This is a genomic window from Corynebacterium tuberculostearicum, from assembly GCF_046097465.1.
Lineage (GTDB): Bacteria > Actinomycetota > Actinomycetes > Mycobacteriales > Mycobacteriaceae > Corynebacterium > Corynebacterium tuberculostearicum_I.
The window spans coordinates 654265-677656 of sequence record NZ_CP175799.1; the positions used below are offsets into that span (position 1 = coordinate 654265).

The following is a 23392-nucleotide window of genomic DNA, read 5'->3' on the forward strand; positions in this document are numbered from 1 at the left end:
TCACGCACGCGAGTGGGGATATTTTTGAACAAAAATAAACCCACATCCATGCCGGATATGGGTTTAGGTGGCGAAACCGAAAAGTTAACGCTCAATCGGCATTTTCACCATATTGCCCCACTCAGACCACGAACCATCGTAGACCTGCGTCTTTGTGAATCCCAAAAGATGCGTCAACACAAACCAGGTGTGCGCGGCCTGCGCACCTACGTGGGAGTAGAGGATCGTTGCAGATTCAGGCTCCAACATTCCGTAGTTGACCTTGAGCTCCTCGGCCGAGCGGAAGCAGGAGTTGGGATAGTTGGAACGGTCCCACTCGAGGTTAATGGCGCCCGGGATGTGGCCGTGGCGCATGGTGGTGCCGTAGGCGGAATCGCCATTGGGATCGTGCTCGGTGGCCTCGCCCGCAAACTCCTCTGGGGAGCGGGTATCCACGAGCGCTCCTTCGGACTCGCGCACCTGGTCTACGAAGGCACGCAGGACGGAATCATCGCGGCTTACCTCGGGGTATTCGGATACGGGGAAGTCCGGCACCATGAAGGAAGTATCGCGTTCCTCGGCCATCCAGGCATTGCGGCCACCATCGAGCAGGCGAACATCCTTGTGGCCAAAGAGGGTAAATACCCACAGGGCGTAGGCGGCCCACCAATTGGACTTATCGCCATAAAGGACAATCGTATCGTCGGCATTAATGCCCTTATCCCGCATCAAGGCAGTGAACTCTTTGCCATCGATGAAATCGCGAGTAAGTGGGCTCAGTAGTTCCGTGCGGAAGTTGATACGAGTGGCGGTGGGGATATGGCCAATGTCATAGAGGAGCGAGTCTTCATCGACCTCGATGACACGCAGGCCCTTGATACCTAGGCGTGCGGACAGCCACGGTGCAGACACGAGGCGCTCGGGGTGTGCGTATTCCTGAAATGGGGGATAGGGATCAACGTCAGCCACTGTCCGCCTGCCTTTCCTATAAGGGTTAGTAATTTGCTACCACCACTTTAACCCGATTTTTCCCGTGGTGATCACTCGGGGATCATTCCTGTGGTGTGCGATACAGGGCTTGGCCGGGGAAGTAGGGGCGCCGGCCGGCGGGGCTAGGTAGAGGGGGCAGTTGGCCGCGCGGGGGAGGAAAAGCTGGGATAAACTACGGATATGGTGCGAAAACGTGCTATGAACACCACCTAAGAAGGGAACTGCTAGTGCACAAGGCAATCGTTGTATTTGAGGTAGAGGGCGGCTCCGATAAAGGCGCAGATGGTCACCGTAAGGACACCATGCCGATCGTCAACGCGATCAAGGAACAAGGCTGGGATGCGGAGGTCATCTACTTCCACCCAGACAAGGCAGAGGAGATCTACGCCCAGGTTTCTGAAAACTTTGATGCTTATATCTCTCGTGTGAACCCAGGCAATATCCCCGGTGGCGAAAAGGGCTATTTCGAATTGCTCACCAAGCTGGCAGACGCCGGCCTGGTAGGCATGTCCACTCCGGCGGACATGATGGCCTACGGCGCCAAAGATGCACTGGTCAAGCTCAATGACACCCCTCTGGTGCCGGACGATACCGCCGCGTACTACGAGGTAGAAGAGCTGCACAATACTTTCCCCACCTCGCTGTCTTATGGCGAGCGCGTACTCAAGCAGAACCGCGGTTCCACCGGTGAGGGCATCTGGCGCGTGCGCCTTGCGGACCAGGAGCTTGCCCAGTCCGTAGAACCGGGCACCGCGCTCCCGCTCGACACCGCCCTGAAGTGCACCGAGGCAGTAGATAACCAGACCCACGATTATAAGCTGGGCGCCTTCATGGACTTCTGCGACCAGTACATTGAGGGCGATAACGGCATGCTGGTGGACATGCGTTTTATGCCGCGCATTGTGGAGGGCGAAATCCGCATTCTCCTCGTGGGCGATGAGCCGGTATTCATCGTGCACAAGAAGCCAGCGGAAGGCGGCGACAACTTCTCTGCCACGCTCTTCTCCGGCGCAAAGTACACCTACGATAAGCCGGAGTCTTGGCCGGAGTTGCTCGAGATGTTCGAGAAGGCTCGCCCCGTTATCGCAGAAAAGCTCGGCGATACCAAGGACGTTCCGCTGATTTGGACCGCGGATTTCATGCTTGACGATGCCCCGGATGGCACCGACACCTACGTTCTCGGCGAAATCAACTGCTCCTGCGTTGGCTTCACTTCCGAACTGGACATGGGTATTCAAGAAAAGGTTGCCGCCGAGGCGATTCGTCGCGTTCAGGACGCGAACGCCTAGCGCACGCTGTATTCTGCCAAGTGGCCCCACGGGTGACCGTGGGGCATTTTCCTACCATCCCCCTAAAGCATTTTCTAAGGACCAGATTATGGCTGATAATGATTTCAACTCCGACGGGTTTCCGAAGGATTTTTCTCCGCGCGATTTTTCTGAAACCCCGCGTCACCGCGCCGAGGACGCTGCGAAAAGCGCCGAAGGCGCCGGTGCCTCCGAGGTGAATGAGACTAAGGAATTCGGCTCTACCGATGCCAAGGAGACGAAGTCTTTCGGCCACACCGATAAGCCTGGTGAGCCTGGAAATTCGAGTGACCTTTCCTCCCCGAAGCCGAGCGCGGAGGGCAACTCCTCTGACTTCTGGGCCTCCTCGAAGTCCTCCACCCCAAGCGGGGGCGCTGCCTCCCGTGCGCATAATCCATTTACGGATTCGGCATCGTCGGATGCTGCTGCGAACGGCAACCAATTCGGTTCCGCCCAGTCCGCTAGCGATCAGCCGGTTTTCGGCGGCTACACCCAACAGCAGGGCACGAGCCAGGGATTCGGACAGTTCCCGCAAGCAGGCGATGCTCCTGCCGATTCCGGCCAGACTCTCGGTGATAAGAAGAGCCAAATGAGTGACGCTCTCAAGGGCCTGGGCAAGAAGGACGGCCTATTGGGCGGGCTCTTTGAGTTCGAGTTCAAGCACTTCCTGACACTTACCCACGTGAAGGAAATCTACAAGGTTGCCATGATTCTTGGCGGCATCATGTGGATCCTTCACCTCCTCGGTGCCTTCTTTTTCGCCACCGGCATGGGCATTTATGGCATTCAGGAAGATTCCGCGTCCGCCATCTTCGGAAGCATCTTTGCCTTCATCTTCCTGGCGGTACTGAGCACTGTCATCTACTACGCAATCATGGTCACCATCAGGCTGTTCCTGGAAGCCATGGTGGCTAACGTGCGCATTGCGCAAAACACCGGCGACATCTTGGACAAGATGGACTAGCGCTGTAATGAGCTGCTTGCGCAATTAAGCGAGCAAAGGCGAGCGCCCCGGCGGGATTCCGCTGGGGCGCGCTTTGTTACAGGCAGAGACGTTTAAGTGCCGGCCTAAAAGTTAGTCGTAGGTGCCAAGCTGGTAGCTGGGAAGGTCAACCCACATCTTGTTGAATTCCGCGACTTCGCCGGATACCGGTTCGAGGGAATCGCCCTGTGCCCGCAGGCGCACGGTGTGGTGGGCGGTAATACCCTCTGCGGTGGTGCGGCTGCGCTCTCCCCACGTGAAATCGACCTCGTTGTCTGAGACCGGGGTGACGCTCTCTACCTTGTGGAAGATGGACATGTCCTTGGCCGGGGCGCCATTGACGTAGAAGGCTATGCCATCAGTAATCGAGGCGCCGGTGCCTGCCGGGCCGTTTAAATCGCCCATTGAGCCGCGGAAGATGATCCAGCTAATCGTGGCGCACGGGTCATAGGAGTTATCGATATCGGCGATCCAGTAATTGAAATCGCTGCCGTCATCAGCGGGCATGCGCCCAGGTGCCGTTCCAGAGGCGTAGACCTTGCGCGGGTCGTTGGGGAGCTCCGTGCACTCGCTGTCCTCGCTCTTATCCTGCTGCTGCGTGGCTGACTTCTCGCCCTTATCGGTGGACTCCGACGGGGAGGGTGCTGCAGCGGAACCCGCATCGTCCCCGCCGGCGGAATCATCTTCGGCAGGTGCTTGGCTGGAAAAGACCGGCTGATGGGAGGAAGAAGAATCCTCCTGAGCACCGCAGGCACTCAGCGCGAGCGGCACGGCAGCGGTGAGCAATACGGCGGCAGAGAAGCGGCGTAGGTAGCGCGGTGTCACGGCAGGCATGCGGGAACTCCAGGATTAGTCTAGGAGGGTGGCGACGGACTCCGGGTCGGCGTCGGAAAGCATCTGGCGAATGCGGTCATACTCGTCGTCCTCGCCGATAGCCTTGGCTGCGTGTCCGAGCGCGGCGATGGCGCGCAGGACACCCTGGTTCGGCTCATGGGAGAAGGGGACAGGGCCCCAACCCTTCCAACCATTACCGCGCAGGCGATCGAGGCTGCGGTGGTAGCCCGTGCGAGCGTAGGCATAGGCCGTGATGAAAGCGGACGGCTCAGAGCCCTCCTGCTGGTTGAGTTCCTGCTCCGCTAGGAGCGCCCACAGCAGCGGGGAATCGGGGTGGGCAACAATGCCGGCGGCGAGGTCTGAGGTGGACTCTGCGCCGGGATCGGCCGGCAGCTCAATGGGTTTCGGGGCAAGCATGTCTTTCATTTCCATGCCACCCCACTGTAGCGGCGCCGACGCGCGGCTACCAGAAATCGGAGACGTTCAGGTCAAAGGCGTAGAGCGCGCGGCGCACCACTGGCAAGGACAAACCGATAACGGAGGAAGGATCGCCTTCGATGCGGTCAATGAACCAGCCGCCCATTGCTTCCAAGGTGAAGGCACCGGCGCAGTGGAGAGGCTCGCCGGAGTAGGCATATGCTGCGATATCGGCCTCGCTGGCCTGGGCAAAGTGCACCGTGGTGGTGGATGTTTCCACATGGCGCTTATTGCCAAAGATGAGGCAGTGGCCGGTAAGCAGCTCGGCTGTGCGGCCGGCTTGCTGGTGCCAGCGCTCGATGGTGGCTTCCTCGGTATGGGGCTTGCCTTGTAGCTCGCCGTCGAGCAGCAGCATGGAATCGCCGCCGATGACGGGCTCGGTGGGGTAGCGCTCGGCCACCTTTTCGGCCTTGGCGGTGGCTAAGGCTGCCACGATATCGGCCGGTGGGTGGCCCGCAAGCGAGGCTTCGAGGGAGCGCTCGTCTATATCGGCCGGCTCTAAAACGGGCTCCACGCCCGCGCCGCGCAGGATAGACGCGCGCGAGGGTGATTGGGAGGCAAGGATAAGCCGCATTAGAAGTACCGCACGGTATGGAAGGCGGAGGGGTTGTAGACGCGCTGCGCGCCAAAGCGCTCGAAGCGCTCGGCTGGGTTGCCCCATTCATTGCGCTCGCCGGTAGCGCCCGAGTGTTTTGCACTCATCTGCGCTAAGACTGTGCGCAGGGCCGCGAGCTCATCCTCGGTGGGATTGCCCTTTACTACCTTGATTTCAGGTGCAGACATGTGCCCTCCTAAACGGTTCCGTGCTTCTTCGGTACCTGGGCTACGGCCTTGCGCTCTAGCAGGCGCAGGCCTTCTACCAGGTAGTGGCGGGTTGCCGTTGGCTCGATGACATTATCGGCCAGCCCGCGCTCTGCTGCGGCATACGGGTGCAAGAAGAGCTCGTCCATCTCCTCTTCCTTGTCCTCCGAGCCATAAATGGCCAGGGAAGCTTGGGAGGCCTGGGTGACGGCAATTTCTGCGGTGGGCCAGGCGTAGACCAGATCCGCGCCGAGGTCCTTGGCGCCCATAAATACGTAGGCCGGGCCAATGGCCTTGCGGGTGATCACAGTGAGCTTTCCGACGCTCGCTTCAGCCTGCGCATAGGCAAACTTCGACGCCCTGCGCAGCAGTCCGGCCTTTTCCTCTTCCGGGGTAGGCACAAAGCCTGGGGAGTCCACGAATTCCACGATGGGGGTATTGAAGGCATCACAGGTACGCACGAAGCGTGCGGCCTTTTCTGCCGCGGCGGAGTCTAGAGCGCCGGCCAGCGCCAGCGGCTGGTTGGCAACGATGCCGACGGCGCGGCCATCGATGTAGGCAAAGCCGGTAAGGATGTTTTGTGCTGCCTCGGCAGAAAGCTCGAAGAAGGAGCCTTCATCGACGACAGCCTTGATGACATCGCTCATGTCATAGGCCTGCGCGGCGGTATCCGGGATGACGCTATTGAGATCGAAGTCCGCGACGCTACCGGCCTCCACGCGCGGCGCTTCAGCGCGGTTATTGGCGGGTAGGTAAGCCACAACGTCGCGCACGAGGGACAGAGCCTGCTTGTCATCGCTGGCCACCAAGTGGGCAGTGCCGGATTCCGCGTGGGCTGCGGCGCCGCCGAAGGTTTCCGGCTCCGCGCCGGCCACGTGGCTGGCGGCCTGGTGGAGGGCGGTGCCCTGGGTGACTACGAGGACATCGGCAAACGTTGGCGCGAACGCCGCAATGCCGCTGGTATTGCCTGCGACAACGGAAATCTGCGGGATGAGGCCCGAAGCCTGGGAGACACGCGCCATGAGGCGGGCGTATCCGGCCATGGTGACGATGCCTTCTTGTACACGCGGGCCGGTGGATTCATAGATGCCGATGATGGGCACGCCGGTCTTGATGGCGAGGTCATATATCTTGGTGAGCTTTTCGGCATAAACCTCACCCATCGTGCCATCGAAGATTTCGCCGTCCTGGCTAAAGACGCACACGCGGCGGCCGTCGATAGTGCCGTAGCCGGTGACCACGCCATCGGTATAAGGGCGGTCATGCTCGCGACCGAAGTCGGTAGAGCGGTGGCGGGCTAGCGCGTCCGTTTCCACGAAGGAGCCCTCATCGAGCAGCTGCGTCACGCGGGTGCGGGCGGCCGGCTCGCCTTCTCCCAGCGGCGCGCGGGACTCGGCGAGCTTGGCGTCCAGGTCCTCGATCTTGCCGGCGGTGGTTTTCAGGTCAGTCATAGGCCCCCACATTACTAGCGCACCCCGGTCAATGCGGAATGGAACGCTGCGGGGACGCGGTGCGGAAAATGATTGGGTGGCAAATGCCACCACAGTGTGGGCGGTGCATAAAACCTGGGAATTCCTTGGGTGGCACTAGGTCAAAGGGCCCTAATCTGGGGGTAGTTCCCACTGTAAACATTTAACGGTGCTGGGCAGGTGAGTGCCCATTATTGCACCTCAAGGTGGATAAAAGCATTAGAAAGATTTTCATTCAGCTATTGATGTGTGCCCCGTAAGCCCTTATGATTGCCTGAGTCTTCATGAATGTTTCCCCTGATTTTAACGATCTATTAAGGACGGTCTTCTGGTGATTAAAAAGGGACTGCGTTTGCTCGCACCGCTCGCCGTAGCGGCTCTCTTCACGCCAGTGGCACACGCGGGAGATGTTCCCCCGATGCCGCAGGCATATCCCATTTCCAACCTCTACAAGAGCTGCAGTGCCGCCGGCGATAATGCAGAGCGCGAATGGCGCTTTGCAGAAACCGGCCGCCGCTACATGAGCGACGGCACCCTGCAGTTTAAAAACACCACCAACCAAGAAGTGCCCTACACCGCCGAGGTAGAAACTGGTACCAATCACGAGATTGAAGCCAATTCCAAGGCCAAGCTGCCTTCCGGTTGGGACACCACCGCTAAGTCCGATATCGGTCTGAAGATGACCAACGGCTGGCGCGATAAAGAAACCTTCGGCCCAGTGAAGCTGAAGCCGGGTGAGTCCTTCCGCGTCGAGTACGGCGTGATTGAAAAGGACTTCATCTCCATGTTCGTAGGCTGCAACGATGACCGCTTGGAAAATATCCCAGGCTCTAACGTCATCCGCGGTAAGGGCCCGGCCGAGCGCTACGCCTTTGCCTACATCATCAAGGCGGACGGCTCCGTGTCCGACCTGGCCATGGAAATTCCCTCCCGTTCCCCGGGTGCAAACTCCAAGCCGATCGAGGGTAACTACACCTCTGTATCCGGCCCGAGCCTAGAGAAGATCGCCGATCCGAAGAAGGATGAGATCATGCAGCCTTCTGCGGATCTGCAGCGCGATCCCTCCTGGCCTAAGGAAGGCGATAAGTGTGAAGCCAGCGATAGCTCCTGGTACCCGCTGGACATCACCGCTGTAAAGCCGACCTACCGCAAGGCTGGTTACTCCACGGACTTCCTCAACTGGTCCAAGGGTGACTACGAGTTTGCACCGGTAACTGACTTCGTCGTTGGCGCCGAGCACGCCCCATACACCAACTGGCAGGGCAACCGCGGCGATATTCCGAAGGGCTGGCTGGAGTCCGTCGGTGCCGTAAAGCGCGCCTACATGCCGGTCGGCACCGAGCTCAAGCACGTCGACCTCAAGCCAGGCGAGCGCGTGCGTGTGGAGTATGGCACCACCATGACCCGCATTAACTACCGCGAGATTCACTGCGGCAAGAGCGGAAACTACGACCTCACCTCTAACTACAAGCAGACCTCCGCCCCGAGCGGCTTCTGGGCAGAGGCCAAGATCACCGATAAGGCCGGCAATACCCGCACCGAGGACGTCACTCCGGACGACTTCCGCGACCTGCCGGTTTCCACCCAAACCATCTACTAAACCCCACACCTACGCAAGGAGAAAGTTCCATGTTCAAGTCCAAGATTGCTTCTACCACCGCGGCTCTTGCCGTTGCTTCCGGCCTCATCTTCGCTCCGGCCGCTAACGCCCTGCCGCAGCGCGACCTCGGCCCGGCCAACCCGACCACCATCGGTGAGCGTTGCTCCAACCCGGGTGATACCGGCCAGACCGTTGACATCAAGCGCACCTACTTCGATGGCTCCGCCGGTTCCTGGACCGTGTCCAACTACAACGATGAGCCGCTGCCCGTTACCCGTTCTATCAAGGAAACCAAAACCAAGACCTGGAATGTTTCCGCCGGCGTTGACTTCAAGCTGATGGACCTCATCAACTTCACCTTCTCCTCCAGCTACACCGATAGCCAGTCCTACGAGGTAGGCGAGCAGGTTGGTCCGTACAACATCGCTCCGGGCAAGACCGCCGTCCTGCGCGCCGGCTGGGTTGTCTCTGACTTCGAGGGCCAGAAGACCGTGTGCGGCTCCGACCACAAGTGGCAGGCCAACGGCGGCACCTTCACCGCCACCCTGCCGAAGGAGCGCCACATCGAGGTCTCCACCCGCGATAACAACGATTGGGGCTAAACGTGAGCAAGACGTCCATCGCTAGCGCCCTCGCGGCGCTGAGCCTGGTGGCCGCTCCTGTTGCCCACGCCGCTGATTTCGGTGGGGACTTTGAGCTGCCCCAGCGCTGGAACGACGACTACAAGCCAGGCACGCATTGCTCGACGCCAGGTGAAAACGGCACCTACGTCACCGCAAAGCGCCGCTGGTTCAAGCAGACCGACGCTACTAGCGTGGCAAACCGCAACGCCGAGGAAGTACCGGTCAAGCACACTGTTACCCAGGCTCGCACGCAGACCATCGAGGTCTCCGGATCCGTTGAGGGCACCGGCGAGCTGGCCAAGGTGCTGACCAAGACCTATGGCTTCAACTACGTCAGCGAGCAGCACTGGAAGCTAAACCAGGTGGTTGGCCCGTACACCTTGCCTGCGAACTCGCAGGGCAAGCTGGTATGGGGCTTTACCATGCTCGACACTGACGGTCAGGACGTGCGCTGCAACTCCGACCAGCAGTGGGAAGCCCAGGGCAAGCCGTATTCGGCTTCTGTGCCAGAAGCGCGCTACTCCGAGCTGCGCCTCGAAGACGCGCCTGAGTGGAACTAGGCCACCACAACTATTAAGCGCCCTCTCGGTTCGTATGGATCGAGAGGGCGCTTTCTATCTGCGCGTCGCAGTGCAGCGGGGAGTGCGGGGAGTGGCTATGCGCTATGGCTTAGGCGGGCAGCCAGGCGTAGCCGTACGGCCCGAGCTCTACTGGGCCCAGGTCGATGGAGCGATCGCTGAAGTTGTGCAGGCACAGCAGATCGCCGCGTTGATAGCCAAGGACGGCTTCCTCGCCCGTCTCGACCGGCTCGCACGGAGCGGTGCCGAGATCCGGATGGGCATGGCGCTCGGCAATCATGGAGCGAACGGTGTTGAGCAACGAGGTGGCGTCATCAAGCTGGGCGGCCACGGAGGTACCTCCCACAACCGGAAGGCGGGAAGGTGCTTTGGTGCTGAAACCAGAGTGCTCGGAATCGTCCCACTGCATTGGGGTGCGCACCGCATAGCGGTCTGGGAGCGTGGTGTCATCGAGCATGCCAATCTCATCGCCGTAGTAGATAAACGGTGCGCCCGGCAGGGTCATCAGCAGCGAGAACATGAGCTCCACCTTGCGGCGATCACCGTTCATCAGCGGCATCAGCCGGCGGGCAATGCCCACATGGGCGCGCATTTCATCATCGGGGAGGAAAGCCTCATACATTAGCTCGCGCACGTCATCGTCCACCATTTCCAAGGTGAGCTCATCGTGGTTGCGCAAGAAGGTGCCCCACTGGCACCCTTTCGGTAGGGAAGGCAGTTCGTCGAGAATGGAGTAGACCGGGGTGGCGTCGCCAAGCGCCAAAGCCTGATACAACCGCGGCATGACCGGGAAGTTGAAGACCATGTGGAAGCGTTCGCCCTGGCCGTAGAATTGCATGGTTTCGGCCGGCGGCTGGTTGGCCTCCGCTATGAGCACGGCTTCCGGGTAGTGCGCGTCCATGAAGGAGCGAATCTTTTCCACAAACTCGATGGTCTCCGGCAGGGATTCTCCGCCTACACCATCGCGTTCAAAGAGATAAGCAATAGCATCGAGGCGCAGGCCGTCTAGGCCCTTATCCATCCAGAAGGACAAAATTTTGAAAACTTCCTCCTGCACGGCCGGGTTATCGTAGTTCAAATCCGGCTGGTGGGAATAAAAGCGGTGGAAGTAATACTGGCCGCGCTTTTCATCCCAAGTCCAGTTGGAAGTCTCCACGTCAGTGAAAATGACGCGGATTTCGGGGTAGCGCTCCGGGTCATCGCCCCAGACGTAGAAATCGCCATAGGGGCCCGTGGGATCCGTGCGGGAGGCCTGGAACCATGGGTGATCGGAGCTGGTGTGGTTGAGCGCCAAATCCGTCATAATGCGCATGCCGCGGCGGTGGAGTTGCGCAATGAGCTCTTCAAAATCTTCCATCGTGCCATAATCTGGGTGGATGGAATAGTAGTCCGCGATATCGTAGCCATCATCGCGCAAGGGGCTGGCATAAAACGGCGAGAGCCACAGGCAGTCCACGCCGAGCCACTGCAGGTAATCCAGCTTATCGATGACCCCGCGCAGCGTGCCTACCTCCTTATCCCCATCGGCCTTGAAGGAGCCGACGAGGGCCTGGTAGAAGACGGCATTGTGGTACCAGCTCATGAAAGGTCCTTTCTTTTCGCCCGCCAGGTCAGGTAGGTAAGGAGGCACAAGACGCCGGCGAGGAGGCCGGGCCATAAGGCGGGGGAGTCGTGGAAGAGATTGAGTACAGCTTGGATAACCGCGAGGAGGCTAAAGAAACCGAGGAAACCTAAGGCGGTATCCCACAGCATGGCCCGGCGCATTAGGCCTTGACACCACCTGCGGTGAGACCGGCGACGATGCGGTGCTGGAAGATGAGCACCATGATGACCAATGGGATGGTCACCAATGCGCCGGCGGCCATGGTTGCAGCATACGGGTACTCGAAAGCGGACGGGCCGGAAAAGCGTGCAATGGCTACGGTCACCGGCTCGGTATCGGTGGTGGACAGCTGCTTGGCCAGCATGAACTCATTCCACGTGGTGATAAAGGCGATGATCGCGGTGGTAAATAGCGCCGGTGCTGCCAGAGGCAGGAGGATGAGGCGGAAAGCCTGGGAGCGCGAGGCACCATCCACCCGGGCTGCTTCTTCTAGTTCCCAAGGCAGCTGGCGGAAGAAGCTCAGCAGCGTATAAACCGTCAGCGGAAGCGCGAAGGAAATATTGGGGATGATCATCGCGCGGTAAGTACCAATCCATTCCAGGTTGCCAAAGAGCTGGAAGAGCGGGGTGACCAAGGCAATGGCCGGGAACATCGAGGCGGCCAGGATAATGCCGGTCACGATTCCTTTGCCCGGGAAGTCATATCGGGAGAGTGCATAGGCGGTAAAGACGCCGATGAGCACGGCCACAGCGGTGGTAACCAGGGAGATAAGCAGCGAGTTACCGAGCGCGGCTAGGAAGTCATTTCCCTTATCGGTAGCCAGGGCATCGCGGAAATTATCCAGCGTGACGTGGGTGGGCCACGGGGTGGTGTCGAAGGTGAACCGCTGATCCCGCAGCGCCGTCACCAGCATCCAGTAGAAGGGCGCTAGGCCCCAGAACATGATGAAAATGATGCCGGCGTAGTGTCCGAATTTACGCATTATTTAGCTGCCTTCCTGCCGGAGACATCCGCGCCAAGGAAGCGGATGAGGATAAAGGCGACGACGAAGATGAGAAGGAAAATAAGGGTGGAGAGCGCGGAGGCGGAGTTGAAGTTACCCTGGCGCATATCCTCTACCACCAGCTGGGAGATGGTCGCGGTGGGGGAGTTGGAGGAGCTAGAAATCATGATGACCGGTAGGTCATACATGCGCAGCGCATCCAGGGTGCGGAAGAGCACGGCCACCATGAGCGCCGGGCGCACCAGCGGGAGCGTGATGCGGAAGAAAGTCTGAATACGGTTGGCGCCGTCCACGCGGGCGGCATCGTAAACGTCCTTGGGAATCATCTGCAGGCCGGCCAGGATGAGCAGCGCCATGAACGGTGCGGTCTTCCACACGTCCGCGATGATGACAGCCAGGCGAGCGTAGAACGGGTCCGTGGTCCAGGCAATGTTCGCACCAAGCAGCGAGTTAACGATGCCCTCCGGGGCGAACATGAACTGCCATAGCTTGGCCGTGACGGCCGTAGGAATAGCCCACGGGATAAGCACCGCAGCACGCACCAGGCCGCGGCCGCGGTACTCACCATTCATAATGAGCGCCATCAGTATGCCCAGGATGGTCTCCAGCAGCACGGTAACGATGGTGAAAAAGAGCGTAATCTTTACCGCCGGCCAAAAGTCCGTGGCGATAACGCCCGGCGGGCAGGTAGAAATCTGACCAGTGCCGGAAACGCACCGGTTATTAATCCAGTACAGATAATTTTCCAGCCCGGCAAAGCCGCCTTCCTCAAAAAGCCCCGTTTGCGGGTTGAGGTGCCTATTGCCTTGGAAGGACAGAAAAATGGCGCGGATGATGGGGTAGCCGATGATGACGGCGAGCACGATGAGCGCCGGAGCAATCAGCCCGGCCACGCGCCCATAATTCTTGCGCTGGGGCTTCGGCGCGCTTGCCGACGCCCCCTTCGGCGCCCCCTTGGACGCAGTCGGCGAAGCTATAGCCACGCTGGACCGCCTTTCTGTTCAAGAAATGCTAAGTATTGGCTAGATTCTATCCCCATTAGGGGAGTGAAAACCACAAAGGGTGAGGCGGCGGGGTGTCCGCCTACCTCACCCGGATTGGGCGTTTAGCCCTGGGAAGCCGATTCGATGGCCGCCTTCATATCGGCGGTGGCATCATCGACCGACTTGCCATCCGTCAAGGCAGCGTAGGCATTGTCCTGGATGGCCTTAGAAATTGCCGAGTAGAACGGGGAAACCGGGCGCGGTGCCGCGTTCTCCAGAGACTCCTTGAGTGCCGGCAGATACGGGAATTCCTGCTGCAGCTGCGGGTCATCGTAGATGGAAGCCAAGACCGGCGGGAAGGACTGCTCCGCAAAGGACTTCTGGTTGTCCTCGTTGATAATGAACTTCATGAAGTCGAGCGCGGTGCCCTTATTCTTGGAATTGATATTGATGCCGTTGTTATAGCCGCCCAGCGTGGACACGCCTACGCCGTCCTTGCCCAGCGGGGCCTGAACCTCGACGTCAACACCGGCATCAACCGCGTTGGAGTACATATAGGGCCAGTTCATGGCGAAAGCGGTCTTGCCCTCGGTAAAGGCCATATTGGTTTCTTCCTCGGTGGCGGCGGTGGAGTCCTTGGAAATGGTCTCCTCCTTGTAGGCATCCACCATGGCTTGCAGGCCGTCCTTGGCCTCCTTGGAGTCCACGGTGACGTTGCCGTCCTTATCCAGGACGGAGCCGCCCCAGCCTTCCATAAAGTCGGCGGTGTTGAGTGCCAGGCCCTCGTACTGCTTGAGCTGGGTGGTCAGGCAGTCCTTGCCCTTGTCCAGCGCCTTGCAGGCGGATTTAAGGTCCGCGAACTTCTCCGGCGCCTTATCCGCGAGCTCGGTATTGCGGAAAAGCAGCTGACCGTTGGTGTTTTGCGGCAGGGCGTAGAGCACGTCGTTATAGGTGGCGGACTCCACGGTGGCCGGCAAAAGCTCATCCGTATTGGTTTCAAAGTCACCATTGAGCGGTTGGAGCCACTGGTTAGCTGCGAACTCTGCGGTCCACACCACGTCGAGGGCCATGACATCGTAGTCATCGCTGCCCGCCTGTAGGGACTGCACGAGGGTCTCGCGCTGGGCGTCGGCCTCGCCGGCCAGTTCCTTGAGCGTGACCTTCTCGTCTGGGTGTTGCTCATTCCACTTTTCGATGATGGGGGTCACCTTGTCCGTGTCATTTTTGCCCATGGCAAAAGTGATGGGGCCGTGCGCATCCGCGCCGCCCTCGGAGGAACCACCCGTAGCAGAATCGGAGGAGGAAGAAGAGCAGCCGGCCAAGGCCAGAACTGCGGTAGTCGCAACGGTGGTGCGAAGCAGGAATTTCTTCATGGAAATCACCTTTCGGAAAACTTTCGGTTCTTTAAACCTAAAATACGGAAACCGGAAGGTGGATAATTTTGACCTATTTAACTCTAAATGGGGGTAGTAAGGGGGATGCTGCTGGCTCGGCCGTGTACCTGTTTTACGACGGCCTAGCTGCCTTTGCGGATAAGTCTCCTCCGTGGGGAATCGTGGGTGCTAGTTGTATTGACCTTAGATGTTAATTGGTTTGCCGAGATCCGTCCCGCTGGGTAGACTCTGCCGCATGTACTCAGGCATCGCTTCCATGAAGCTGCGTTCCGCCCGCTGACGGCGGCGGGACCCCTTCTGATCTTTCGTCTGCCGTCCTGGCCATCTGCCGGGCGGCCATCTTGTGCTGCCCGGCTCCATGACGAGCTGAGAGTATGCAATGCCAAACACACCAACCTTGCGGTCATGTGTGTGGAGTGGAACGCCCCAAGGGTCCGCCGCACACATCCGCGCTGAATCAATACACATCACCTTAGGGGACAGGCACCTCCTGAACGGGCTGGACGTCACCGTCTCCGCCGGCTCACGTCTGGCGATCGTCGGCGACAACGGCCGTGGCAAGACCACCTTGCTTCACATTTTGGCCGGGATCCTGACCCCTGACTCGGGAATAGTGACCCAAATGGGTTCCCGCGTCTTGGTTAAGCAGGACATGTCTACCGAGGGCAACCGCACCGTCGGCGACCTCATCGCCGAAGCGACTGCTCCCTCCCGGTCTGCGCTCGAGGCCCTTGACGTGGCGAGCGCTGCACTCGCCGCGGGTGACGACGCGGCCGATGCCTATTCCGCAGCGCTCGAGACCGCCACGCTACTGGATGCCTGGGACGCAGAAAGGCGGGTGGACATCGCACTGGCAGGCCTCGACGCCTGCAGCGACCGCGCTCGCATCCTGTCGACCTTGTCAGTCGGACAACGTTACCGGGTCCGGCTCGCCGTCGCACTTGGATCGACCCCCGACCTGCTCCTGTTGGATGAGCCCACCAACCACCTGGATGCTGAAGGACTGTCTTTTCTAACCGAGCAACTGCGTGACCACCCTGGTGGCCTGGCTCTGGTCAGTCACGACCGCGCGCTGCTGCATGATGTGGCGACGACCTTCCTGGATCTCGACCCGACCCGAGATGGTGTCCCGCGAACCTACTCGGGCGGCTACAAAGGCTGGATTGAAGGCCGCCGACGAGAACGCCTCAAGTGGGAACAGGATCACGCCGCCCAGGTTGCCCGACACGAGGAACTGACACGCGCTGCAGCCGAGGCGCGCTCCCACCTGTCCCAGGGTGGATGGAGACCTGAAAAGGGCACAGGCAAGCACCAACGCGCCACACGCGCTGCTGGAGTGGTCCAAGCCTTCAACCGACGTATCGAAGACCTGAAAAGTCATGAAATCGGCGTCCCGGCGCCGCCACTGCGTCTTGCGTGGCCCGCCTCGGCAACCCGTGCCGGACAGAGCATCATGAACGCCACCCAGGTTACTGTGAAGGACCGATTGGACGCTCCGGTTTCGGTCGACGTGAACGGCGGTGACCGGTTGGTGGTCACCGGACCGAACGGCGCGGGAAAATCCACCCTGTTGGCACTTCTCGCAGGGCGGCTGGCCCCCACCACGGGACATGTGCGAGTTAATCCGAGAGCGCGCATCGCTCTGCTGTCCCAAGAGGTCCCCGACTGGGACCGCTCCAGCCCCGCACACGAGGTCTATGAGGCGTACCTGGCGAAGCTAGGCCGTCGAGCTCAGGCGCCGTCCCTCGGCTCGCTCGGGCTGCTCGAAGCCTCCGCAACCGGCACGCCGGTGGGGCGCTTGTCGCAAGGACAGCAACGCCGTCTCCACCTGGCCATGTGTCTGGCCCAGGATCCAGACCTGCTGCTCCTGGACGAGCCCACCAATCATCTGTCCTCGATCCTCGTTGATGACATCACCACCGAGCTGCTGCAGACCTCCTGCGCGGTGATCGTTGCCACGCATGACCGGCAGATGCTCCACGACCTGGCCGACTGGCCCCACCTGAACCTTGACCTGAAAGACATGCCATGAACCCGCTTCACCCCTTGACCATCCCCACGTACCGTCAGCTGTTCGCAGCGATGGTGCTGACCATCTTCGCCCAGGGTGCCTGGGCCCTCTACCTTGCCATGCAGACCCTCGACCTGGGCGCCACGCCAGCCGCCCTGTCGGGTGTCGTAGTCTGGAGCGGCATTGGCCTGCTTGCAGGATCCCTCCCAGCTGGCGTAATCGCAGACCGGTTCCCCAATAAGTCCGTCATCGTGAGCGTGCTCACCCTGAACCTCGCAATCGCGACCGCGACGTCCACGGCAGCAATCCTCGACATTGTTACCTTCTGGATGCTCGCGGTTTCCGCGTTCATTATTGGCACTTCAACCGCCTTCTTCTTCCCCGCCTACACGGCGCTGGTGCCAGTCCTGGTGGACGGGGACGACTTAATGGCCGTCAACGGCCTCGAAGGCGCCGCCCGCCCGTTGGTCGGACAGGCAATTGCGCCCGCCGCCGTCGGAGCGGTCATCGGTGCCAGCATGCCCGCCGCTGGCGGATACCTCATCGCAGCAGCACTCGGACTTGCCCTGCTTGCGGCTCTGCAGCTTCCCGCCCCCACCCGCGCCGAGCCCGAGGCCGACGGTGCGGAAGACTCACTGATCACCGACCTGCTCGACGGCTTCCGCTACGTTTCCCGCACACGTTGGGTCCGCTCCAGTGTCCTGTTCGCGGCCGTAATGGGACTGGTAGTGACTGGACCACTCGAAGTCCTCCTACCTGCCCTCATGCGCTCATCGCATGACAACGGACCTGCACTCTACGGCACCGTCCTGGCTGCCCTCGGAGCGGGCGGGGTGGTGGGTTCTCTGCTAGCTGGGTCGTGGCGCACACCGGAACGCTTCCTGCCGGCCATGGTCGGTGCCTGGGTGATCGGATGCCTGCCCCTGTCCATCCCGGCGCTCACCAGCAATTCGTGGGCCATCGGCGCAGGCCTCGCGTTCTACGGGGCGCTGATCGGGATCGGAATGGTCATCTGGGGAGCAGTACTCCAAGAACACGTCCCCATGGAGATGCTCGGCCGGGTCGCCAGCCTCGACTTCTTTATATCCATCGCCTTCATGCCTCTGTCCATCGCTCTCACCGGACTCCTCAGCCGCCACATCGACATCAGAACTCTGTTTATCGCCGCCGGCCTAGTGCCACTGGCCACGGGAGCACTCCTCGCAGCCCTGGGACAACTCAAGATGCCGCAGAAGACGCTTGTCGAGGCAGGAGAGGATTAATGCATGCCAACGCCATCCTCACACCTCGCCACCGCTCGGAGGTCGCCCAACTCCTCGTCGACGACGGATGGCCGATTAGCGAGGTCGCTGCCCGCTTCCAGGTCTCATGGCCGACCGTATCCTCTCGTCCTGCCATTTCAACCGGCTGACTCGCGTCGACCGCGCTACGAGCATGACCACCCCGGAGCAAGCCCTACGACCCGTGGATAGGCACGGTCTACGTCCACGCCGTCATCGACGACTACTTCTGCCTCGTCTACGCCGAGATTCACAATGGCGAAACCGCAATCACCGCCACCGCGGTCCTGGTGGGGTTGGCGAGTGATTCAACGCCCACCGGTATACTTCCGAAGCCGAACGCCGCGGTGAGCTCGACGCCTGGCTGCATTACTACAACCGGCATCGTCCCCACACTGCGTGTGGAGACCAGCCGCCGTTTTCACGTTTGACTTACGGCTCCGGTTAGTTCAGCTAGTCCTGGGCGATGCGACGGCCCGTTTCTGGATCGAAGCGGAGCGCTTCGCGCGGGTTGAATGTCAGTACCACCTCTTCGCCACGCTGTGGTGGGGTGCCCTCGGCGCGAGCGACAAAGCGGTTTTCGCCCACGGTGACGTAGACATAGGACTCGGCGCCCAGCTCTTCCACAATATCCACCACACCTTGGAAACCCACTGGGCCCTTGTTGATAAACATCTTTTCTGGGCGCACACCTACACGGCCGCCGTTGTAGTCAAAGATATTCATCGCCGGCGAACCGATGAAGCCGGCGACGAATTCGTTTGCGGGGGCATCATAAAGCTCGCGTGGCGGGGCAACTTGCTGCAGCTCGCCGTCTTTGAGCACTGCCACGCGGTCACCCATGGTCATAGCCTCAACTTGGTCATGGGTAACGTAAACCGTCGTCGTCCCCAGGCGCTGCTGCAGGCTGGCCAGCTCGGCGCGGGTCTGCACGCGCAGCTTGGCATCCAAGTTGGAGAGTGGCTCATCCATGAGGAAGGCCTTCGGTTCGCGCACGATGGCACGGCCCATGGCCACGCGCTGGCGTTGGCCGCCGGACAGATCCTTGGGCTTGCGCTTGAGATACTCGGTCAGTCCGAGTGTTTCCGCGGCTTCGTGCACCTTGGCCTTGATTTCGGCCTTGGGCAACTTCGCCAGCTTCAAAGCAAAGCCCATATTTTCTTCCACTGTTAGGTGCGGGTAAAGCGCATAATTCTGGAAGACCATGGCGATATCGCGATCGCCTGGTTCCAGGTTTGTCACGTCCTTGCCATCGATGGTGATGCGGCCGCTCGACGTCGGCTCCAATCCCGCCAGTGCGCGCAGCGTCGTGGATTTACCGCAGCCCGATGGACCAACGAGGACTAGGAATTCGCCGTCCGCGATATCGAGGTCCAAGTCTTTTACCGTGGGCGCGCTCGCGCCGGGGTAGGTGATGTTGACCTTTTCAAAAGTGACCTTTGCCATGCGCAACACACTAGCACCATTGGAGGCCGGTATCCTTGAAGCTTATGACTGCACTTGATTTGGAACGCATTCGCACCGCGCTGGCGGACGATTTCACCACCATCGATTTCGTGGAAAAGACCGGCTCCACCAATACCGATTTGATGCAGGCCACCAACGTTGCGGATGGCACCGTGCTGCTTGCCGACGAACAACTTTCCGGCAAGGGCCGCCTCGGCCGCACTTGGACCGCGCCGGCCGGCTCCCAGGTCATCTTCTCCGTGCTCTTGCTGCCGGAATCCCTCGAGCACCTGGGCACCCTGCCGCTGGCCGCGGGCCTCGCGGTGACCGATTCGATCGAGGGCACCGTGCTGAAGTGGCCAAACGACGTGCATATCGACGGCAATAAGCTGTGTGGCATCCTTGCCGAGGCCGGTCCCGTGGGCCAAGCCTTCAAGGCCGCGCCAAAGACCGAGCTCACCAAGGTGGAGGTAGGCAAGGCTGAAGTTAACAAGGCGGAGGTTAATAAGGCCGAAGTAAATAAGGCAGTAGGTGGCGCCGCACCATCCGCGCGCGTCGTCGTGGGCATGGGCATCAACGTCACCCTGACTCGTGAGGAACTACCGATTGAAAAGGCCACCTCGCTCGCACTCGAGGGCCGCGATACGGACCGCACCGAGCTGGCCATTACCGTGCTGAAGAACCTGCGACGCCGCATCGTGCAGTGGGAGAACCAAGAGCCGCAGCTCTTGCGTGACTACCGTGCGGTCTGCTCCTCGCTGGGCCAGGAGGTACGCCTAGAGACCCCGTCCGGCGATGTCACCGGGCACGTCGATGAAATCGGCGAGGACGGCCGCATCATGGTCGCCGGCGAGTACTACTCCGCAGGTGATGTCACGCACCTGCGTCCACGGAAGTAGACACGCGAGGTAGCATCCATAGCTATGGGACTAATGAAGATGGGCCAAGGTGAGGTCAAGCGCGCGGATGTCTCCGCGCCGTTTCGCGCGCTGATTTTCCCTTTCCTCGAGCTCATCCTCATCACCGGCCTGCTGTGGATCGCCATCGGCTGGTGCGATGTCCAAGCGGTAGACCCGATGCTGCGCAACGGCCTCGTCGCGGTATGGGCGCTGCTGGGAATCTGGCGCTTTGTCATTCCTCTTTATAAGGCCCGCCGGAAGCGCTTCATCGTGACTAATAGGCGCGTCATCGCGCGCGAGGGCCGCAATGTCGATTCGATTCCGCTGCAGGATATCCGCGGCGCCCGCAAGCGCCGAGGCGGGGTATCCCTAGCAATTCACGGCTGGGACCGGGCCATGTATTTTCCCAACGTGGCCAAGCCCAAGCGCGTGGCCGAGATTATTAATGATCGCCCTTGGTTTTAACCTCGGTGGTGTGCAGCTGGCTATCCAGATCCTCGGGGGAGAGGTTGGCCCGGCTGAATTCTTGCGTCAGCGGCAGGCGCAGTTCTAGGTCGGAGGCAGGGCAGAGTTCAACCGTTGCCTCATCCACTACGTAGTCCAGCACGTGGCCACCGGAGGTGCGGGCGGCGTCGATAAAGTGCACGTGGCAGCCCGGTACCGAGATTCCCTTTTCATAGACGGGGGTGCGGAAGCCGCCGATGACGCCCTCGACGTCCTTAAAATGCAGCTCCTTATCGCCGCCCACGGCCTCAGACATTGGCGGGTAGGGCTTTTCTTGCTTGACCACCGTGCGGGTGGTCACCTCCTTGAACGTGCCCACGATGCGCACCGCGTACATGTAGTTAGCGGAAGGCTCGAGCTTATCGATGAACGCGGAGAGCTGATCGCGGCGCAGGCCCGCTGGGGCGTCGGCAGTAATGCGCGGGACAAAGTTCGTGGCCACCGCGTAGGGGGTGCGCTGGTCTAGGTCTGCAATCTGCGCGGAGCCATCGCCGCGCAGCTGGTAGCAGGTGCCGTCCAAAATGATCATCTCTCCGTCGAGGCCATCAAAGGTGCCGAGGCCAAAATTGCCCTTACCAAGCAGTTCCGAAATGGTCATTTCGCCGTCATAAATGCCGTCCAGCAAAGCGGTCATGAGGGAATTTTGGAAGATGGTATGACGAGTGAACATAGTATCCAGGCTAGTATTGGGGGACGTGAGTGACTTAAAGCCTATTGTAACTGTGTGTGGCGACGGCCAGCTGGCTCGCATGATGCAGCCGGCCGCCGCGGAACTCGATATTCACCTGCGGATTCTGGCTAGCAAGCCGGATTCCTCCGCCGCGCAGGTCACCCCGGACGTGGTGCTGGGGGATTACACCTCCTTGGAGGAGCTGCGCGGTGTGGCAGAGGGCGCGGATGCCATTACCTTCGAGCATGAGCATGTGCCCAACGAGCACTCCGCCGCGCTTATCGACGCCGGATTTAACGTCCAGCCCCAGCCCACCGCCCTCATTTATGCGCAAGATAAGCTCAAGATGCGCGAAAAGCTCGCCGCGCTGGGCGCTCCCGTGCCGCGCTTTGCCGCCATCGACTCGGTGGCCGATGCCCGCGCCTTTTTCGACGCCGTCGATGGCCGCGTGTGCCTCAAGGCCCGCCGCGGTGGTTATGACGGCAAGGGCGTATGGTTCCCCACCGCTGAGAATTGCTTTGAGCTGGTCTCCGAGCTGCTCGAGGCCGGAACCCCGCTGATGGCAGAGGAAAAGGTGGAACTTACCCGCGAGCTTTCCATCTTGGTCGCCCGCCGTCCTTCCGGCGAGGCCAAGGTGTGGCCGATTACCCAGTCCCGCCAGGAAAACGGCATCTGCGCCGAGGCCATTGCTCCCGCCCCTGGCCTTACACCGGAACTTTCCCAGCGCGCCTCCGAGCTGGGCCTGTCCATCGCTGAATCCCTCGGCGTGACCGGCGTGCTGGCCGTCGAACTCTTTGCCTTCGACGGCCCCGAAGGCGAGGATATCTCCGTCAACGAACTGGCCATGCGCCCGCATAACACCGGCCACTGGACCCAGGATGGCTGCGTGACCTCCCAATTTGAGCAGCACCTGCGCGCCGTGCTCGACCTCCCCTTGGGCGCAGTCGACGCGCTCGCCCCCGTCACCGTGATGGCCAATGTTTTGGGCGCTGACGAAGATCCCACCATGCCTATGCCGGAGCGCGTCCGCGAGGTCATGCAGCGCTACCCGCAGGCCAAGATTCACCTTTACGGCAAGGACCACCGCCCAGGCCGCAAGATTGGCCACGTCAACGTCACCGGTGAAGATACCGACGAGACCCTGACCATCGCCCGCCAGGCCGCGCACTTCCTCGTGCACGCCGAATGGGCTTAAATTCCTTCCTGTAGAAAGGACACTATGCAACCGCACGTAGGCATCATCATGGGCTCCGATTCCGATTGGCCCACCGTTGAACCCGCCGCTCAGGTCCTCGCGGACTTTGGCATCCCCTTCGAGGTCGGCGTGGTCAGCGCCCACCGCACCCCGGAAAAGATGCTGGCCTATGCCAAGGAAGCCCATACCCGCGGGTTGAAGGCGATTATCGCTTGCGCCGGCGGTGCCGCGCACCTTCCCGGCATGGTCGCCGCGGCCACGCCGCTGCCGGTCATCGGTATCCCCCGCGCACTAAAGGATCTCGATGGCCTCGACTCCCTCCTGTCCATCGTGCAGATGCCCAGTGGCGTGCCGGTAGCCACCGTCTCCATCGGTGGTGCGAAGAACGCCGGCCTGCTCGCCGCCCGCATCCTCGGCGCTGACGACCCCGCCATCCAAGACAAGATGGTGGACTACCAAAAGCAGATGGCCGAGGAAGTCGAGCAGAAGGATAAGAACCTGCGCGACAAGCTGCTGGGAGAGTAGTTCTCCGGTCTAAGGCCAAACAAAACAAGCACGTTTTAGCCAAAACCACGTAGTTTTTCGGCAAAACGTGCTTGTTTTGTCTCCTAAGCTTTAGCGAAGTTCTCGTCGCCCCTTGCCAACATGCAAAACAAGCACGATTGGGCAAAATTCGCGGAGGAAAAGGATAAAACGTGCTTGCTGTGCATCGTTGTAGCCTGCGGCGTGAGGAAGCGTGCTCTAAGCTTTCGGGCAGGGGGATA

General features: G+C 60.6%; 24 protein-coding genes and 2 pseudogenes. 13 read left to right on the forward strand and 13 right to left on the reverse strand.

Annotated features, from left to right (window positions below):
- Positions 1-84: 84 nt before the first annotated feature.
- Positions 85-948 carry a sulfurtransferase gene (locus tag ACKFRX_RS03195; protein WP_005322559.1) on the reverse strand — a complete coding sequence of 288 codons (864 nt, stop codon included), beginning with the start codon at positions 946-948 and terminating at the stop codon, positions 85-87.
- A 248-nt stretch (positions 949-1196) separates the two neighbouring features.
- Between ACKFRX_RS03195 and ACKFRX_RS03200 the strand changes: the two genes are divergently transcribed.
- On the forward strand, positions 1197-2258 hold the full coding sequence (locus ACKFRX_RS03200) for a Cj0069 family protein (protein WP_005326737.1): 1062 nt from the start codon (positions 1197-1199) through the stop codon (positions 2256-2258).
- A gap of 88 nt (positions 2259-2346) precedes the next feature.
- Positions 2347-3240 (forward strand): DUF4282 domain-containing protein, encoded by an 894-nt coding sequence (locus ACKFRX_RS03205; protein WP_408928105.1) that lies wholly within the window; start codon positions 2347-2349, stop codon positions 3238-3240.
- Between the two features lie 111 nt (positions 3241-3351).
- On the opposite strand, the gene ACKFRX_RS03210 is transcribed toward ACKFRX_RS03205, so the two are convergent.
- The 5 genes from ACKFRX_RS03210 to ACKFRX_RS03230 are packed head-to-tail and all read right to left on the reverse strand — an operon-like array spanning position 3352 to position 6821.
- Positions 3352-4092, reverse strand: a complete 741-nt coding sequence (locus tag ACKFRX_RS03210; protein ID WP_408928106.1) for a hypothetical protein — start codon at positions 4090-4092, stop codon at positions 3352-3354.
- Between the two features lie 15 nt (positions 4093-4107).
- Positions 4108-4524 carry a DUF3151 domain-containing protein gene (locus ACKFRX_RS03215; RefSeq protein ID WP_049377994.1) on the reverse strand — a complete coding sequence of 139 codons (417 nt, stop codon included), beginning with the start codon at positions 4522-4524 and terminating at the stop codon, positions 4108-4110.
- A 31-nt stretch (positions 4525-4555) separates the two neighbouring features.
- The gene (locus ACKFRX_RS03220) at positions 4556-5143 is read right to left on the reverse strand and encodes a Maf family protein (protein WP_408921461.1); all 588 of its coding nucleotides are present in this window, start codon (positions 5141-5143) and stop codon (positions 4556-4558) included.
- On the reverse strand, positions 5143-5352 hold the full coding sequence (locus ACKFRX_RS03225; RefSeq protein WP_198492599.1) for an acyl-CoA carboxylase subunit epsilon: 210 nt from the start codon (positions 5350-5352) through the stop codon (positions 5143-5145). The genes ACKFRX_RS03220 and ACKFRX_RS03225 overlap by 1 nt, the downstream gene beginning before the upstream one ends.
- A gap of 8 nt (positions 5353-5360) precedes the next feature.
- Positions 5361-6821 (reverse strand): acyl-CoA carboxylase subunit beta, encoded by a 1461-nt coding sequence (locus ACKFRX_RS03230; protein WP_250412691.1) that lies wholly within the window; start codon positions 6819-6821, stop codon positions 5361-5363.
- A 349-nt stretch (positions 6822-7170) separates the two neighbouring features.
- On the opposite strand from ACKFRX_RS03230, the gene ACKFRX_RS03235 reads away from it, so the two are divergent.
- From ACKFRX_RS03235 to ACKFRX_RS03245, 3 genes are read left to right on the forward strand one after another with little or no spacing between them, the layout of a single operon-like run.
- Entirely contained in the window at positions 7171-8439 is a 1269-nt protein-coding gene (locus tag ACKFRX_RS03235; RefSeq protein WP_179387461.1) for a hypothetical protein, read from the forward strand.
- Between the two features lie 29 nt (positions 8440-8468).
- Positions 8469-9041: a hypothetical protein gene (locus ACKFRX_RS03240; RefSeq protein WP_005322542.1), complete on the forward strand. Its 573-nt coding sequence runs from the start codon at positions 8469-8471 to the stop codon at positions 9039-9041.
- Between the two features lie 2 nt (positions 9042-9043).
- Positions 9044-9622 carry a hypothetical protein gene (locus ACKFRX_RS03245; protein WP_005326721.1) on the forward strand — a complete coding sequence of 193 codons (579 nt, stop codon included), beginning with the start codon at positions 9044-9046 and terminating at the stop codon, positions 9620-9622.
- Positions 9623-9731: 109 nt separating this feature from the next.
- On the opposite strand, the gene ACKFRX_RS03250 is transcribed toward ACKFRX_RS03245, so the two are convergent.
- The 5 genes from ACKFRX_RS03250 to ACKFRX_RS03270 all read right to left on the reverse strand — a co-directional run bounded on the left by ACKFRX_RS03250 (position 9732) and on the right by ACKFRX_RS03270 (position 14602).
- Positions 9732-11222, reverse strand: coding sequence for an alpha-amylase family protein (locus ACKFRX_RS03250; RefSeq protein WP_408928107.1), 1491 nt, complete (start codon positions 11220-11222; stop codon positions 9732-9734).
- The gene (locus tag ACKFRX_RS03255; RefSeq protein ID WP_005326716.1) at positions 11219-11404 is read right to left on the reverse strand and encodes a hypothetical protein; all 186 of its coding nucleotides are present in this window, start codon (positions 11402-11404) and stop codon (positions 11219-11221) included. Before ACKFRX_RS03255 ends, ACKFRX_RS03250 begins: the two co-directional genes overlap by 4 nt.
- Positions 11404-12225: a carbohydrate ABC transporter permease gene (locus ACKFRX_RS03260; protein WP_005326715.1), complete on the reverse strand. Its 822-nt coding sequence runs from the start codon at positions 12223-12225 to the stop codon at positions 11404-11406. The genes ACKFRX_RS03255 and ACKFRX_RS03260 overlap by 1 nt, the downstream gene beginning before the upstream one ends.
- Positions 12225-13229, reverse strand: a complete 1005-nt coding sequence (locus ACKFRX_RS03265; protein ID WP_408928108.1) for a carbohydrate ABC transporter permease — start codon at positions 13227-13229, stop codon at positions 12225-12227. Before ACKFRX_RS03265 ends, ACKFRX_RS03260 begins: the two co-directional genes overlap by 1 nt.
- A 122-nt stretch (positions 13230-13351) precedes the next feature.
- Positions 13352-14602 (reverse strand): ABC transporter substrate-binding protein, encoded by a 1251-nt coding sequence (locus ACKFRX_RS03270; RefSeq protein WP_408928109.1) that lies wholly within the window; start codon positions 14600-14602, stop codon positions 13352-13354.
- Between the two features lie 400 nt (positions 14603-15002).
- On the opposite strand from ACKFRX_RS03270, the gene ACKFRX_RS03275 reads away from it, so the two are divergent.
- The 4 genes and pseudogenes from ACKFRX_RS03275 to ACKFRX_RS03290 all read left to right on the forward strand — a co-directional run.
- On the forward strand, positions 15003-16655 hold the full coding sequence (locus tag ACKFRX_RS03275) for an ATP-binding cassette domain-containing protein (protein ID WP_250412688.1): 1653 nt from the start codon (positions 15003-15005) through the stop codon (positions 16653-16655).
- Positions 16652-17896, forward strand: a complete 1245-nt coding sequence (locus tag ACKFRX_RS03280) for an MFS transporter (protein ID WP_250412687.1) — start codon at positions 16652-16654, stop codon at positions 17894-17896. Before ACKFRX_RS03275 ends, ACKFRX_RS03280 begins: the two co-directional genes overlap by 4 nt.
- A pseudogene (locus tag ACKFRX_RS03285) lies at positions 17896-18015 on the forward strand (IS481 family transposase); the annotation flags it as partial. The gene ACKFRX_RS03280 and the pseudogene ACKFRX_RS03285, both read left to right, overlap by 1 nt.
- Before the next feature lie 260 nt (positions 18016-18275).
- Positions 18276-18362: pseudogene (locus ACKFRX_RS03290) on the forward strand (hypothetical protein); the annotation flags it as partial.
- Positions 18363-18367: 5 nt separating this feature from the next.
- Here the strand turns inward: ACKFRX_RS03290 and ACKFRX_RS03295 are convergent.
- Positions 18368-19360 carry an ABC transporter ATP-binding protein gene (locus ACKFRX_RS03295; protein WP_250412686.1) on the reverse strand — a complete coding sequence of 331 codons (993 nt, stop codon included), beginning with the start codon at positions 19358-19360 and terminating at the stop codon, positions 18368-18370.
- Between the two features lie 44 nt (positions 19361-19404).
- Between ACKFRX_RS03295 and ACKFRX_RS03300 the strand changes: the two genes are divergently transcribed.
- A complete protein-coding gene (locus tag ACKFRX_RS03300) occupies positions 19405-20259 on the forward strand; it encodes a biotin--[acetyl-CoA-carboxylase] ligase (RefSeq protein ID WP_250408840.1) in 855 nt (284 codons plus the stop codon).
- 24 nt (positions 20260-20283) lie between these two features.
- Entirely contained in the window at positions 20284-20724 is a 441-nt protein-coding gene (locus ACKFRX_RS03305; RefSeq protein ID WP_250408842.1) for a hypothetical protein, read from the forward strand.
- On the opposite strand, the gene budA is transcribed toward ACKFRX_RS03305, so the two are convergent.
- Positions 20702-21433 carry an acetolactate decarboxylase gene (gene budA, locus ACKFRX_RS03310; RefSeq protein WP_250408844.1) on the reverse strand — a complete coding sequence of 244 codons (732 nt, stop codon included), beginning with the start codon at positions 21431-21433 and terminating at the stop codon, positions 20702-20704. The genes ACKFRX_RS03305 and budA overlap by 23 nt on opposite strands.
- Positions 21434-21512: 79 nt before the next feature.
- On the opposite strand from budA, the gene ACKFRX_RS03315 reads away from it, so the two are divergent.
- Entirely contained in the window at positions 21513-22628 is a 1116-nt protein-coding gene (locus ACKFRX_RS03315; RefSeq protein WP_250408929.1) for a 5-(carboxyamino)imidazole ribonucleotide synthase, read from the forward strand.
- A 24-nt stretch (positions 22629-22652) separates the two neighbouring features.
- The gene (purE, locus tag ACKFRX_RS03320) at positions 22653-23153 is read left to right on the forward strand and encodes a 5-(carboxyamino)imidazole ribonucleotide mutase (protein ID WP_005326706.1); all 501 of its coding nucleotides are present in this window, start codon (positions 22653-22655) and stop codon (positions 23151-23153) included.
- The last annotated feature ends 239 nt before the right edge of the window (positions 23154-23392 follow it).

Bases quoted from the DNA above. Each gene is read 5' to 3' on its own strand.
- ACKFRX_RS03275 (WP_250412688.1), top strand. From the start codon at position 15,003: ATGCCAAACACACCAACCTTGCGGTCATGTGTGTGGAGTGGAACGCCC.
- ACKFRX_RS03230 (WP_250412691.1), bottom strand. From the start codon at position 6,821: ATGACTGACCTGAAAACCACCGCCGGCAAGATCGAGGACCTGGACGCC.
- ACKFRX_RS03250 (WP_408928107.1), bottom strand. From the start codon at position 11,222: ATGAGCTGGTACCACAATGCCGTCTTCTACCAGGCCCTCGTCGGCTCC.
- ACKFRX_RS03270 (WP_408928109.1), bottom strand. From the start codon at position 14,602: ATGAAGAAATTCCTGCTTCGCACCACCGTTGCGACTACCGCAGTTCTG.
- ACKFRX_RS03305 (WP_250408842.1), top strand. From the start codon at position 20,284: ATGGGACTAATGAAGATGGGCCAAGGTGAGGTCAAGCGCGCGGATGTC.
- purE (WP_005326706.1), top strand. From the start codon at position 22,653: ATGCAACCGCACGTAGGCATCATCATGGGCTCCGATTCCGATTGGCCC.
- ACKFRX_RS03280 (WP_250412687.1), top strand. From the start codon at position 16,652: ATGAACCCGCTTCACCCCTTGACCATCCCCACGTACCGTCAGCTGTTC.
- ACKFRX_RS03205 (WP_408928105.1), top strand. From the start codon at position 2,347: ATGGCTGATAATGATTTCAACTCCGACGGGTTTCCGAAGGATTTTTCT.
- ACKFRX_RS03220 (WP_408921461.1), bottom strand. From the start codon at position 5,143: ATGCGGCTTATCCTTGCCTCCCAATCACCCTCGCGCGCGTCTATCCTG.
- ACKFRX_RS03295 (WP_250412686.1), bottom strand. From the start codon at position 19,360: ATGGCAAAGGTCACTTTTGAAAAGGTCAACATCACCTACCCCGGCGCG.
- ACKFRX_RS03260 (WP_005326715.1), bottom strand. From the start codon at position 12,225: ATGCGTAAATTCGGACACTACGCCGGCATCATTTTCATCATGTTCTGG.
- ACKFRX_RS03210 (WP_408928106.1), bottom strand. From the start codon at position 4,092: ATGCCTGCCGTGACACCGCGCTACCTACGCCGCTTCTCTGCCGCCGTA.
- ACKFRX_RS03255 (WP_005326716.1), bottom strand. From the start codon at position 11,404: ATGCGCCGGGCCATGCTGTGGGATACCGCCTTAGGTTTCCTCGGTTTC.
- ACKFRX_RS03240 (WP_005322542.1), top strand. From the start codon at position 8,469: ATGTTCAAGTCCAAGATTGCTTCTACCACCGCGGCTCTTGCCGTTGCT.
- ACKFRX_RS03215 (WP_049377994.1), bottom strand. From the start codon at position 4,524: ATGGAAATGAAAGACATGCTTGCCCCGAAACCCATTGAGCTGCCGGCC.
- ACKFRX_RS03315 (WP_250408929.1), top strand. From the start codon at position 21,513: ATGATGCAGCCGGCCGCCGCGGAACTCGATATTCACCTGCGGATTCTG.
- ACKFRX_RS03225 (WP_198492599.1), bottom strand. From the start codon at position 5,352: ATGTCTGCACCTGAAATCAAGGTAGTAAAGGGCAATCCCACCGAGGAT.
- budA (WP_250408844.1), bottom strand. From the start codon at position 21,433: ATGTTCACTCGTCATACCATCTTCCAAAATTCCCTCATGACCGCTTTG.
- ACKFRX_RS03300 (WP_250408840.1), top strand. From the start codon at position 19,405: ATGACTGCACTTGATTTGGAACGCATTCGCACCGCGCTGGCGGACGAT.